Source organism: Actinopolyspora xinjiangensis, assembly GCF_900104475.1.
In the GTDB taxonomy this organism is placed as follows: domain Bacteria; phylum Actinomycetota; class Actinomycetes; order Mycobacteriales; family Pseudonocardiaceae; genus Actinopolyspora; species Actinopolyspora xinjiangensis.
Window position 1 is genome coordinate 45472 of sequence record NZ_FNJR01000006.1, and the last position, 13302, is coordinate 58773.

General features: G+C 68.3%; 8 protein-coding genes. 3 read left to right on the forward strand and 5 right to left on the reverse strand.

The annotated features are described in order from the left end of the window. The first annotated feature begins 72 nt into the window (after positions 1–72). From BLQ75_RS10690 to BLQ75_RS10700, 3 genes are all read left to right on the forward strand, one after another. Entirely contained in the window at positions 73–5064 is a 4992-nt protein-coding gene (locus BLQ75_RS10690) for an NAD-glutamate dehydrogenase (protein WP_092601222.1), read from the forward strand. Between the two features lie 152 nt (positions 5065–5216). Beyond that, positions 5217–5660, forward strand: a complete 444-nt coding sequence (locus tag BLQ75_RS10695) for an acyl-CoA thioesterase (RefSeq protein ID WP_092601224.1) — start codon at positions 5217–5219, stop codon at positions 5658–5660. After that, the gene (locus BLQ75_RS10700; RefSeq protein ID WP_092601226.1) at positions 5653–6294 is read left to right on the forward strand and encodes a DUF8010 domain-containing protein; all 642 of its coding nucleotides are present in this window, start codon (positions 5653–5655) and stop codon (positions 6292–6294) included. The genes BLQ75_RS10695 and BLQ75_RS10700 overlap by 8 nt, the downstream gene beginning before the upstream one ends. 85 nt (positions 6295–6379) lie before the next feature. Here BLQ75_RS10700 and BLQ75_RS10705 read toward each other — a convergent pair whose 3' ends face one another. The 5 genes from BLQ75_RS10705 to BLQ75_RS10725 form a co-directional block, all read right to left on the reverse strand. Next, the gene (locus tag BLQ75_RS10705; RefSeq protein ID WP_244515428.1) at positions 6380–7624 is read right to left on the reverse strand and encodes an alpha-amylase family glycosyl hydrolase; all 1245 of its coding nucleotides are present in this window, start codon (positions 7622–7624) and stop codon (positions 6380–6382) included. A 222-nt stretch (positions 7625–7846) separates the two neighbouring features. After that, positions 7847–9139: an alpha-amylase family glycosyl hydrolase gene (locus BLQ75_RS10710; RefSeq protein ID WP_244515430.1), complete on the reverse strand. Its 1293-nt coding sequence runs from the start codon at positions 9137–9139 to the stop codon at positions 7847–7849. A 464-nt stretch (positions 9140–9603) separates the two neighbouring features. Further along, positions 9604–9987 (reverse strand): globin, encoded by a 384-nt coding sequence (locus BLQ75_RS10715; RefSeq protein ID WP_092601230.1) that lies wholly within the window; start codon positions 9985–9987, stop codon positions 9604–9606. A 25-nt stretch (positions 9988–10012) separates the two neighbouring features. Next, entirely contained in the window at positions 10013–10993 is a 981-nt protein-coding gene (locus tag BLQ75_RS10720; RefSeq protein WP_092601232.1) for a mechanosensitive ion channel family protein, read from the reverse strand. A 189-nt stretch (positions 10994–11182) separates the two neighbouring features. Next, a complete protein-coding gene (locus BLQ75_RS10725; protein ID WP_244515432.1) occupies positions 11183–13300 on the reverse strand; it encodes a prolyl oligopeptidase family serine peptidase in 2118 nt (705 codons plus the stop codon). Positions 13301–13302 lie beyond the last annotated feature (2 nt).

Consider the following 13302-nt stretch of genomic DNA (forward strand, 5'->3'; position numbering starts at 1 on the left):
TCACGCTGCCGCGCACTCTAGGGTGGTCTTGTTGGCACAACGAGGTGCCGCTAGTTGTGGAGCTGCGTGACGATGACCTCTGAATCCGGACAGTTGAGTACCGAACCGACCGCGTCGAACGGTGAACGCACCGATGGGGCACCCGATCCCGGTGCGATCGGTCCCGAGTATCTGACGAGCCTGGTGGAGCGAGCCGTGCGAACGGTCCCGGAGCTGGCCCACCTGCTGCGTACCTACTACCGCCACGTGCCTGCCGAGGAGGTCGTCGGCGAGGAGCCGGACGATCTCGCCGGCGCACTGCTTTCGCACTACGAACTGGCCAGGCACCGCACCCCTGGTCGTCCGCTGGTGCGGATATTCAACCCGACCCGTGCCGAGCAGGGCTGGTACAGCCCCGCCTCGGTGGTCCAGCTCGTCACCGACGACATGCCCTACCTGGTCGACTCCGTCATCGCGGAGCTGTCGCGGGCCGGTGCACAGGTGCAGCGGGTGGTTCACCCCATCGTGGTGGTTCGCAGGGACGTGGCCGGTGAGCTGCACGAGGTGCTGCCCGATGCGGACCCCTCGAATCCCCCCGAGGGCACGCTGGCCGAGTCGTGGATGTTCCTCGAGATCGACAGGTTGGTGGACGCGGACCGGATAGCCGAGCTGGAGAACGGTCTGCTGACGGTGCTGACCGACGTGCGGGAGGTCGTCGAGGACACCGACCGCATGCACCAGACCGCGCGCGAACTGGCCGATTCGTTGGAAACGACCGCGTCCCCGGTGCCCCAGGAGCAGACCACCGACGGCGCCGCCCTGCTGCGTTGGCTCGCCGATGGTCACTTCACCTTCCTGGGGTACCGCCACGACGAGGTGGTGCGGGACGAGGAGACCGGCAGCGCGACCCTGCGGCCCGTGCTCGCCTCCGGGCTGGGGGTCCTTCGCTCCGACAGCGGCACCGCGCGGAACCTGTCCACCGGACAGGACGTGCTCGTCGACTCGTCCCCGGACGAACTGCTGGTGCTGACCCAGGCGAACGCGAGTTCTCCCGTGCACCGCGCCGGGCATCCGTTCTACGTGGGGGTCAAGACCTTCGACGCCGAAGGCGTGACGGTCGGGGAGCACCGCTTCATCGGTCTGTTCACCACCACCGCGCTGCACGAGAACGTGCTGGAGATCCCGGTGATAGCTCGCCGTGCTCGGGAGGTCATCCACCGCGCGGGGTTCCCCATCGAGTCGTACTCGGGCCAGCGCATGCTCGAGGAGATCCAGAGTTACCCGCGTACCGAGCTGTTCGCCACCGATGCCGACACGCTGCTGGAGATAATCACCGGAGTGCTCGCGCTCGCGGAGCGCCGCAAGCTCAAGCCGTTCCTGCGTCGAGATCCGTACGGACGGTTCTTCTCGTGTCTGGTCTACCTGCCGCGTGATCGCTACACGACCCGTTCCCGACTGGCCATGCAGGAGGTGCTGCTGGCCGAACTGGGGGGGACCGGGCTGGAATACAGCACCCGGGTGGGTGAGTCGGCGCTCGCACGGGTGCACTTCGTGGTTCACACCGAGCCGGGTACCCGGTTCGACCCCGACGTCAACCGGGTGCAGCGACGTCTCAGCGAGGCGATTCGTACCTGGGATGACGACATGGTCGAACAGGTCGAGTCGGAACGGCTCGGCGACCGCGTAGAGGCCCGGCGGAACGGGGGTCTCGTCGCGTTCGGTTCCGAGACCACCAGCCAGGCCGGGTTGCGTTACGCCTCGGCCTTCCCGGAGGCGTACAAGGAGGATTTCGGCGCGGCGGACGGTCTGGTCGACCTGCACCGGCTGGAGACGCTCTCCCAACCCGGTGACCTCGCGATGTCGTTCTACGTGCCTCGGGACGCGGGCCCGGGAGACCGGCGCTTCAAGATGTTTCTCACCGAGCGGGTGACCCTGTCCATGGTGCTCCCGGTGCTGCAGAGCATGGGTGTGGAGGTCGTCGACGAACGCCCCTATGAGATCACGTTGGACGACGACACCGTCAGGTGGATCTTCGATTTCGGACTGCGCCCCGAGCGGGGACTGCTGGAGCAGTCCGGCGGAGAGCGGATCGACACGTTGCGGGAGCGTTTCGAGGAAGCCTTCCACGCCTCTTGGCAAGGCGACTCGGAGGTCGATCGGTTCAACTCGCTGGTGCTGCGCGCCGGACTCACTTGGCGGCAGACCGCCGTGCTGCGTGCTTACGCGAAGTACCTGCGACAGGTCGGGGTGGCCTACAGTCAGGACTACATCGAGGACGCGCTGATCACGCACGAGGCGATCACGGTGCGCCTGGTCGGGCTGTTCGAGACGCGCTTCGACCCGCGGATAGCGGATGCGGCGCGGGTCTCCCGGGAGCAGGGGCAGGTCGAGGCCGTCGAACAAGCCATCGACGAGGTCACCAGCCTGGACGCCGACCGCATCCTGCGTTCCTACCTCGGACTGATCCGTGCCACGCTGCGCACCAACTACTTCGTGACCGACGAGCAGGCGCGGCCGCGTTCCTTCCTGTCGTTCAAGCTGGAGCCGCAGGGGATTCCCGGCCTGCCGGAGCCGCGCCCGCAGTACGAGATCTTCGTGTACTCGCCCCGGTTCGAGGGGGTGCACCTCAGGTTCGGATCGGTGGCGCGTGGTGGGCTGCGCTGGTCCGACCGTCGTGAGGACTTCCGCACCGAGATCCTGGGACTGGCCAAGGCGCAGGCGGTCAAGAACGCGGTGATCGTGCCGGTGGGGGCGAAGGGCGGCTTCGTGCTCAAACGTCAGCCCTCGCCCACGGGAGACACGGCGGCCGACCGTGAGGCCACCCTCAAGGAGGGCATCGCGTGCTATCGCATGTTCATCTCCGGCATGCTCGACCTGACCGACAATCTGGCCGAGGGCAGGGTGCTACCCCCGGACGACGTGGTCAGGCACGACGGTGACGACACCTACCTGGTGGTGGCGGCCGACAAGGGAACCGCGACGTTCTCCGACATCGCCAACGAGGTGGCCGAGTCCTACGGTTTCTGGTTGGGTGACGCCTTCGCCTCCGGCGGCTCGGTCGGCTACGACCACAAGGCCATGGGCATCACGGCCAAGGGCGCGTGGGAGAGCGTCAAGCGCCACTTCCGCGAACTCGGCGTCGACACGCAGCGCGAGGAGTTCACCGTCGTCGGGGTCGGTGACATGGGCGGTGACGTGTTCGGCAACGGGATGCTGCTCTCCGAGCACATCCGGCTGGTGGCCGCTTTCAACCACATGCACGTCTTCATCGACCCCGATCCGGATCCCGCCGCCTCGTTCGCCGAACGCTCGCGGTTGTTCGCGATGCCGCGCTCCACGTGGGACGACTACGACCGGGGCGTGATCAGCGAGGGCGGTGGTGTCTGGTCACGCTCGGCCAAATCGATCCCACTCAATCCCAGGATCCGGGCGGCACTGGGCATCGACGAGAGTGTCTCCCGGCTGGCCCCGTCCGAACTGATAAGGGCGATTCTGCGGGCCCCGGTCGATCTGCTGTGGAACGGCGGTATCGGCACCTATGTCAAGGCCAGTACCCAGACTCACGCGGAGGTGGGGGACAAGGCCAACGACCCGGTCCGGGTGGACGGCGCCGACCTGCGGGCACGGGTGATCGGTGAGGGCGGCAACCTCGGGATGACCCAGCTCGGACGCATCGAGTTCGCCCGCAACGGTGGCAAGGTCAACACCGACGCTCTGGACAACTCGGCCGGGGTCGACTGCTCGGATCACGAGGTCAACATCAAGGTGCTGCTGGACCAGCTCGTCTCCGAGGGGCGGTTGGACCGCGCCCGCCGGGACCAGTTGCTGCGAGAGATGACCGACGAGGTCTCCGAACTGGTGCTGACCGACAATTACCGGCAGAACGCCGTGCTCGGCACGTCGCGGGCCCACGCGGCACCGATGCTGTCGGTGCACGCCAGGCAGGTCGCCGAGCTGGAGAAACGCACCGGGCTGGACCGGGAACTGGAGGCGTTGCCGACACCGGAGCAGTTCCGCGCGCTGGAAAAGGCTGGGGAGGGGCTCACCTCGCCGGAGCTGGCGACCCTGCTCGGGCACGTCAAGCTCTCGCTGAAGCAGGACGTGCTGGCCAGTGACCTCCCCGACACGGAGGCCTTCGCCTCGCGACTGCCGGAGTACTTCCCGCGCCCGTTGCGGCGGCACTACGGTGACGCGGTGCGCCAGCACCCGCTGCACCGTGAGATCACCACGACGCTGCTGGTCAACGAGGTGGTCGACGGGGCGGGGGTGTCCTACGCGTACCGCCTCTCGGAGGAGATGAGCGCTGACACCACCGACGCGGTGCGTGCTTTCGAGGTGGTCACCGGGGTCTACGAACTCCCGGACCTCTGGGAGGAGATCGAACGGCTGCACGGTACGGTGCCCAGCGAAGTGGTCGACTCCATGGTGCTGGAGACCCGCAGGCTGCTCGACCGCGCTTCCAGGTGGCTGCTGTCCAACCGCCCCCAACCGTTGGCCATCGGTGCGGAGATCCACCGTTTCCGGCCGGTCGTGTCCGAGCTGGCCGATTCGGTGTGGGATCTTGTCCAGGGGCGGGCCGCGGCGAACGCCGCTGCCGAGGCCGACCGGTTGGTGAACCAGGGGGTTCCGGAGAAGCTGGCACGCCGGGTGGCCACTCTGCTGGACACCTTCGCGCTTCTCGACATCACCGAGATAGCCGAACTGGCGGAGCGGGACGCCGGGGTGGCCGCCGAGCGCAGCCCGAGGGAGAGCGCCGAGCTCTACTTCGCGTTGTCGGAGTACCTCGACATGGAGCGGATGCTGGTCTCGGTCGCCGAGCTCGAACGCGGCAACCGGTGGCACGCCCTGGCCCGGCTGGCGCTGCGCGACGACTTGTACGCGTCGTTGCGTGCCATCGCGGTGGATGTGCTGCGCGGCAGTGACCCGGAGGATCGCCCGGAGAACAAGATCGCGCAGTGGGAGTCGGCCAACGCTTCCAGAATCGGCCGTGCGCGGGCCTCGTTGGAGGAGATCAGGCGTTCGGGGCGTCAGGATCTGGCCACGTTGTCGGTGGCGGCCAGGCAGCTGCGCAGCATGGTGCGCTGACGGTGTTCGGGGCCGCCGGACCTGTCGGGCTCGCTCGTACCGTTCGTCGGGTCCGGTTCCGTACCGTGGCCGCGTACGGTGTAACCGGGCGGTTCGGTGGTCCGCACCGCGCCCGCCGTGTTGTCCGGCTGTCTTCGTGAGGAAGGGAAAAGGTGGGAGCCTACGTCACCGAAGTGCCGCTGCGCTGGTCCGATATGGACGCCTTCGGGCACGTCAACCATGCCAGGACCGTGACGCTGCTCGAGGAGGCCCGGGCGGGGCTGCTCTTCACCGAAGCGGAGCGGCGTGGCCACGACGGCATGTCGGCGGGGATGGTGGTGGCCCGGTTGTCGGTCGACTACCGCTCCCCGGTGGAGTACCACATGGGAACCGTGCAGGTGCGCATGTCGGTGCGCGAGCTGCGCACGGCCTCGTTCGTGGTCGACTACACCATGACCGCGGGCGGCGATGATCCGGTGGCCACGGCGGAAACCCTGATGGTGCCCTATGACCTGCGGGCCGAGCGCCCGCGCCGGCTCACCGACGGTGAGCGTTCGTTCCTCTCGGAGTGGGTGGTCGAGCCGGTCGTCTCGGACGAGGAGCAACGAATTGCCTGAACTGCGGATGCCCGACTCGGTCGAACGCGACGATCTGAGCGCGTTCGTGGCGCGTGCCGTGCGGTTGGACGGGCAGGCCGTGCTCCGGTTGCGGAACAGGTCCGGTACCGGACGTGTCGACGTCTGGTCGGCTACCCCGTTCGACGCGCTGTGCACTCGTTCGGTGGGAGGCGAGGTCGAGCCCTCCGACGTGAGTGTCTCCGGCAACGAGCTGCTGGCCGCGTTGACCGTCTCCAACGGGCCGGTCATGGACCCGGGCCCGGAGCGAGATCTGCTGTGGCGGTCCGAGCTGCCCCCACCGGAGGGGTGGCGCCACGTGGATGACCTGCCCGCCAGGGTGGTCGGTGAGGTCGCCGAGCAGGGAGTCGGTGTGGCCAGGCAGAACGTGGGGCCGAAAGGCACCCCGCCCGCTTCGCTGATGGATCAGGAGGTGTTCACGGTCAGCGGGGCGGGACTGCGGGTAACAGTGCCGCTGCGCTGTCTGTTCGTGCTGACAGGCATGGGGTTCCTGGTCAGTGATCCCTCGGAGGAGGAGATCGTGCGGGTCAGCGCCACCGAGTCGTGGCTGCGCATCGATTCCCGGTTCGGTGCGGTGGTGCGTCGGAGGCACGCGCTGTTGCCGTTGTTGACCTGATTCGTTGTTGGCCTGGTGGGCGGTCGTCGTCCTCGTTCGCCGGAACGCTCCGTCGGGGGTGACGGCGCACTCGTCCGGTGGGCGCTCAGGTCAGCCACACCGCCGTGTTCGGGGGAAGGCGTTCACCGTCCAGCGGCCCGCTGCACAGCACCACCGTGCCCGGCGGTATCGGTACCGTCGAGGTCGAGGTGTTCAGCGCGCAGGTGAGACCGCCATCGTCGCAGCGGAACGCGAGACAGCCGCGTGGTGCTCCGTACCACCGCACCGCGGCGTGAGGCGCGATCTCGTGCCGGCGGCGTAGTTCCATCGCGTTGCGGTGCAGCGAGAGCGTCGAGAGCGGATCCTCCAACTGCGCTTCCACCGTGCTGGCCGCCCAGCTGGGCGGGGTCGGCCACCAGTTTCCCGGCGCGGCGGAGAACCCGAAGGGGGGATGGGTTCCCTCCCAGGGCATCGGGCCGCGTGCCGGGTGGTTGCTCGTGCGGTCGGGTTTCTCGGACTCCGGCAGCCCCAGTTCCGTACCGTTGTCCACTCCGACCACCCCCGGTAGCGCGAATTGGACCAGAGTCATGGCCCGCGCGCGTGCCAGGCCGTTCACGCCTCCCCCGAACCGGGTCGTGGGACGTGGATAATCCCAGGTGGACAGCGTCCATACCGGCAGACCCGCGTTGTTGCCCGCGTCTTCCAGGACGGTGCGGATGATCCGTTGGATCTCGGCCGCGTCGAACCGTGCGATGCTGAACCGCATGTCCACTCCCAGGTCGAGCTCGACCAGGTCGCCGAGGTCGGTGTGCCAGCCGTCGACCAGACCGCCGAGGAGGACCGAGCCGTCCCGTTCGAGCAGCGGGCGGATCAACCGCAGTGCCCGGTGCGTGGACTCGTCGATCGGACCGGTGATTCCGGGGACGGTGGCGACCCGGAAACCGTCGACGCCCCGACTGCTCCAGAACCGTACGGACTCCGCCAGCTCGTCCCGGTTCTCGGGGCGGGTGATCTCCGTGCCGTCCACGGCGAGATCGAGCGTCACGCGTATCCCGGCGGTGTGCGCTTCGGTCAGCAGTGCTTCCAGGGAGTCGAGTGTGCCGACCAGCGGGTCCACATCGCGACCGTGACCGGGTCGTCCCACCGGGGTCGCCACCACACCGGTCAACCAGATGGCGTCTATACCGATCAGCTCCAGGTAGCCCAGCCTGTCCCGCACGCCCTCCAGGTCACCGACTCCGTCGGCATCGGAGTCGCTGAACGCCCGCACGTCGATACGGTAGAAGATCCGGCCTTCCCACCAGCCACGCGTCGCCGGGAAGTTTTCGTGGCTCAAGCTGTTCAAGCCCACGGTGGCCCATCCTGTCACTGACTTTCCCCGTCGCGGTGAGGTCGACGGGATCACGATCGAGTGGATCTTGAAAACTCGTCGATCCGAACGAGGTCGTATTCTCGCCACCGCGTCCGGGCACTCGCGCTCCGGTCGCGAGGTCCGAGGGTGGTAAGTCCTCGAACGGTCCGCTCGTGCCTCGGTGCGGGGTGAGGTGTTTTCCGGAGGTGGAAGGTCGGGGAGTCAGTTCGCGCTCAGCCAGGCCGCGGAGTTCGGCGGAAGCTGCCCGTCGACCAGGGGGGTGCTGGAGAGGAGCGGCTCGCCGGGCGGGAGCGGTACCTGGTTCTCCGAGGTGTTGAGCGCGCAGATCACCCCACCCACACCCCGTCGGAACGCCAGGCACCCGTTGGGAGCGCCGTACCATTCCACGGTGTCCTCGTCGAAGAGTCCTTCGGCGTCGATGCTCTCCTCGGCCTCGGCCCCGGCGCGAGCGGCACGTTTCAGTTCCAGCTCCTGACGGTACAGCGACAGGGTTGATTCCGCGCTCTCCAACTGGGCCTCGACGGTCAGCTCCCACCAGTCTTCCGGCACGGGCAGGCAGGAAGTGGGGGAGTCGCTGAAGCCGTACGGTGGCTTGCCACCCTCCCACGGCATCGGCACCCGCGCTCCGAGGAGCTCACCGGCGCGGTTGTCGTCCTCGACGACCTCCGGCAGACTGAGCTCCTCGCCGCTGTCGACGCACACGACGCCGGGTAGCGCGAGCAACACCAGCGACATCGCCTGGGCACGTGCACGGCCGAGTGCTCCACCCCCGTAACGGGTGACCTGCCGCGGTGTGCTCCGTCCGGAGACGATCCAGCCAGGGCGTGTCCCGAATTCCCGGCACGCGGCGAGTTCCTTGCTGATCTTTTCCCGGATGCTGCCCGCTTCGAACTCGGTTTCCGCCAGCGAGCGGTTGAAGTCGACGTCCCACACGCCTCGACTGGACTGCTGCTCCTCCACCAGCGACCCGATCAGCCTGTCCGACTCGTCGGCCAGCGCGGCCCGGATGGCGCGGGAGGTTTCCAGATCGAGTCCGTTCGGGGCGTGCTCCCTGGTGACCCCGCCCCGTCGCGACAGGGCGAGGCGGAAACCGTCCACTCCCCGGTCGGTCCAGAACCGCAGCGTACGGACCAGCTCCTGCTGTGCGCGGGGCTGCCGCAGATCCGAGATGTCCGCACCGATGTCGAGGGTCACTCGCAGGCCGCAGTCGTGTGCGGCGGCGGTGAGTAGTTCGAAGGATTCCAGGATCGCGGCGGCCTGTCGCGGATCACCGACGTTGGGCCCCACTCCGGTCATGGCGACTCCGGTGAGCCACAACGCGTCGATGCCGAGCAGTTCGAGGTATCCCAGCCGGTTGCGCAGACCGTCCAGGTCTCCGATGCCGTCGCCGTCGGAGTCGGCGAACAGGCGTATGTCGATGGCGTAGTGGGTCGCGTCCCACCACCAGGGGAGCCGCTCCCGGTCGGGGGCGTCTTGCTCTGTCCAGCGGCGCACAGTGGTCACCCCTTAACCGCGTCCGGCAACCGGAGCCGAGTGTTCGGCGACGGGGCCGATGTGCTCGGACGCTGGCTGCGACGCCGTTTCCGGTGTCGATGTTTGTCGATAACCGTCCTACCGCGCACTCGCCCCCGGTGTCCTGTCCGACGTTCCGGCCCGCCGGCCTCGCTCGTGGCAGCGGGGAGCCGACCGTGAACCGGTGATCCGGTGTGGACCGGTTCCGGAAGTGCGTTCCCGGTGTCGGGGGCGAGCACGCTCGATCAGGATACGCAGCCGTACTGTGAGGTGTTCGACGGTCCTGACACGGTCCGTCACTCGAACCGGTTGGCGCGGTACCGAGTGTGTCCGGTCCTGGTCCGGCACGGGAGGGCCGGTGGAGGTGTGGCCGCCGCATTTCCCGGTTGCGCGGTGTGGAATCCGGTGGTCGGCTCAGCCGGGGCGGGGCTGATGGTGGATTCCGGTCAGAACCACGAGTTGACCATGCTGTGCGCGGCCATCTCGAAGTACTGCCAGAGCCGGTCGCGTTGTTGCCGCGTCAGCTCCACTTCGTCCAGGGCGATTCGCATGCAGCGCAACCAGGCGTCGCGCTCGGCGAGCCCGATCTTGAAAGGGGCGTGCCGCATCCGCAATCGGGGGTGGCCCCGTTGCTCGGAGTAGGTCTGCGGTCCGCCCCAGTACTGCATGAGGAACAGGCGAAGCCGTTGTTCGGCGCCGCTGAGGTCCTCCTCCGGATACAGCGGTCGAAGCAGCTCGTCCTTGGCGACCTCCTCGTAGAAGCGAGCCACGATGGCGCGGAAGGTGGCTTCGCCGCCGACCTGGTCGTAGAAGGTTTCCGGAGTGCTCACACGCTCTCCTCGCGAGACTTCGACGTCACTGCTGTTCGCCCGGTTCCGGCATCATCCGGCCGGCCGGGTAGGGCGGCTTGATGTCCGCGTCGTCGTAGGCCCGTTTGATCTCGGCGCGGAGCAGGCGCTGCACGGCCCACTGCTGTCCCGGACGCACCTTGGCGGTCAACCGCAACGTGATCGTATCCGAGGTGATCTGGTTGATGCCGAGCATCTCCGGCTTCTCCAACACGTCCTTGGAGAGGGGTTCCCGCTGCGCCGCCGTCGCCGCGACCGACTGCGCCACCTCCTGGGCGCGGCCCACGTCACTGCTGTGGGCCACGGGCAGGTCCACCACGGCGACCGCGTATCCCTGGCTGGAGTTGCCGACCCGCATGATCTCGCCGTTGCGCACGTACCAGACGGTGCCGTTGATGTCCCGCAGCGTGGTCACCCGCAGTCCCACCGTCTCCACGGTACCGCTGGCCTCGCCGAGGTCCACCCAGTCGCCGACCCCGTACTGGTCCTCGATCATCATGAACATGCCGGACAGGAAGTCCCGCACCAGGTTCTGCGCACCGAAGCCCAGCGCGACACCCACGATTCCGGCCGAGGCGATCAGCGGTGCCAGGTCCACGCCGAACTGCTGCAGGACGTAGAAACCGGCGAACACGAAGATCACGAAACTGATCACCGACTTCAGCACCGAGCCCAGCGTCCGCGCGCGTTGGCTCCGCTGTTCGGCCAAGGTCTCGCCCGAGACCGATTCGCCCCGTCGCTCCCGCAGTGGTTGCAGCAGCTTCGGTGCCTCGCCGTTGGTGCGGCTGAGCCTGGTGATGATCCGGTGCAGCACGTGGCGCACCACGAACGCCAGCACGACGATCAGCAGGACCCTCAGCGGCGTGACGATCAGCATCTCCGAGTAGTTGGCCAGCCACGCGTTGTTGGTCCAGTCGAGCAGGGTCTCGCACCACCGGCTGGACCCGTCCGAGCACTGGGACTGCGCCAGGGGCAACGTGGTCGTCATGGTTTCGGGGCTCCACGCGGATGTCGGGAGGTTCTTCACGGTTCGCGCACGGGAGTGCTTTCCCACACGTGCGTTTCGGCGACCCGACTGGCAGGCCGGTACGCCCGATGCCGTCGAGCGAGCTTCGTGAACGCCCCGCCGTCCACGACGCGAGCGCGGGCGCGTGGGAAAGCGCCCGTCGCTGCCCTGCTACTTCCGGAGCAGTCCGGTGGCCTCCGCGAGAAACGCGAGGTGGTCGGTCGCCATCCCCACGGTACGGGAGACCGAACGTGCGGAATGCCCCACCTCGGTTTCGCGTCGGAGCAGCACCGGGCTCTTGTCCGGGGGTGCGCTGGTCGCGTACTGCAGGGCCGCGCACATCTTGCGGGCGTGCATCGGGTCCACCCTGCTGTCGGACTCGAACACCGAGAACAGCACGGCCGGGTATTCGGTTCCCTCACCGACGTGGTGGTAGGGGGAGTAGGACAGCAGCCATTCGAGTTCCTCGGGGCAGTCGGCGCTGCCGTACTCCTCGCTCCACAGCCTTCCGAGCAGGAACTTCTCGTATCGGACCATGTCCAGCAGCGGAGCGGAGCACACCACGGCCCGGTACAGTTCCGGTCGCTGTGTCAGCGCCGCGCCGACGAGCAACCCGCCGTTGGAGCCGCCGCTGATGGCGAGTTGTTCCGGGGTGGTCCAGCCCCGATCGACGAGGTATTCGGCCGCAGCGTGGAAGTCGTCGAAGACACGTTGCTTGTTCTCCCGCATGCCGGCCCGGTGCCACTGCTCCCCCTCCTCGGCACCACCGCGGAGCGAGGGCAGTGCCCACACCCCACCGGCCGAGACCCATGCCAGCGCGCTGGGGGTGTAGGCGGGTTCCCTGGAGAGCGCGAAGCCGCCGTATCCGGTGAGCAGCGTGGGCAGTGGCCGTCGTGGCGGGGTGGAGGGGGCGAGCAGGAACATCCGCACCGTCGTTCCGTCGGCGGACTCATAGCTCACCTGGGTGCTGGTTATCTCCGGCACCGCTTCCCGTCCGGGAGCGTGCTCGACCAGTTCGAGTTCGCCGGTGCCCACCGAGTACGAGTACACGCACGGCGGGGTGGCGAAGTCCGTCCAGCCGAGCCAGAGCCGGTCGCGCGGGCCCTCGGTCAGCTCGTCCACCGTGTTCAGCGCCGTGACCTGCCCGGTTCCCGGCAGTGGTACTTCGCCGATGCAACGGCCGGTGTCCGCGTCGTGCAACGACAGCTCGGAGACCGCGTGAGCGGTGTGCAGCACGGCCAGCCGTGGCCCCGCGCCCGGCTCGTCGACCCACCGGGCGGACTCCAGTACCGAGTCGGCGTCCTCCGGGACCAGCTCCGTCCAGTCGGCGGGCTCCGGGCGGGCCGGGTCGGCCACGCACAGCCTGCCCCGCGGCGCCCCCAGTGTGGTGCGGACGTACATTCGACCGTCCGGTTCCACCCGGGCGGTGGCCTGCGCTCCCTGCTCGTCGTCCAGCACCCGGCGCAGTTCGGGGACGTCCTCCTCGCGCTCCAGGTCCGCGATCCACAGCGAGTCGCGGCGTGCCGTTCCCGGGCTGCCGTGCACCAGCAGCCACCTGCTGTCCGGGGACAGACTCACGGAGTAGAAGTAGGTGTGGTGCAGCCGCTCGCCGTGGATCAGCACGTCCTCGTCCGGGTCGCTGTCCACGCGGTGCCGCCATACCCGGCGGTGGAACTGGCGTTCGTCCTCGGGAACCCGCTCCGGGGAGATCCTGCGGACGTAGTAGAACTCCTCCCCGCCGGGAAGCCAGGCCACGGAGGAGTAACGGCACCGGTCGATCGGGCCCTCCAGCAGCTCACCGGTGCTCACGTCGAGCACGTGCAGCAGCGACTCCTCGTCCCCGCCGCTGGATATCTGGTAGGCGAGGCGGTCCCCCTCCAGACTGGGGCTCCAACGGTCCAGCGTCGTCAGTCCGGAAGGGTCGAGTTCGGTCACGTCGAGCAGCCGTCGCACGACTCCCGTGGGCTCCCGGACGAAGAGCACCGGGAACTCCTGGTCGCTCTCCCTTCTGGTGAAGAACGAACGACCGCCGCGCCACACCGGCGCCGACACCGAGCCGGTTCGCAGCAGGGCGTCCAACCGGTCGGCGATCTCCTCGCGCCGGGGCAGGCCGCGCAGCCACGACTCGGCGAGGTGGTCCTGTTCGCGTGACCACGCCGCGCAGGCCGGGTCGGAGGGATCCTCCAACCACCGGTAGGGATCGTGCACCTCGTGTCCGTGCAGCGTTTCGACGGTGTCCGCGCGATGCGCGTTCGGATATGACTCGGGCAATGGTTGAACCTCGTTCACTC

Coding starts and splice junctions, on each gene's coding strand:
- BLQ75_RS10690 (WP_092601222.1), top strand. CDS start 73: ATGACCTCTGAATCCGGACAGTTGAGTACCGAACCGACCGCGTCGAAC.
- BLQ75_RS10720 (WP_092601232.1), bottom strand. CDS start 10,993: ATGACGACCACGTTGCCCCTGGCGCAGTCCCAGTGCTCGGACGGGTCC.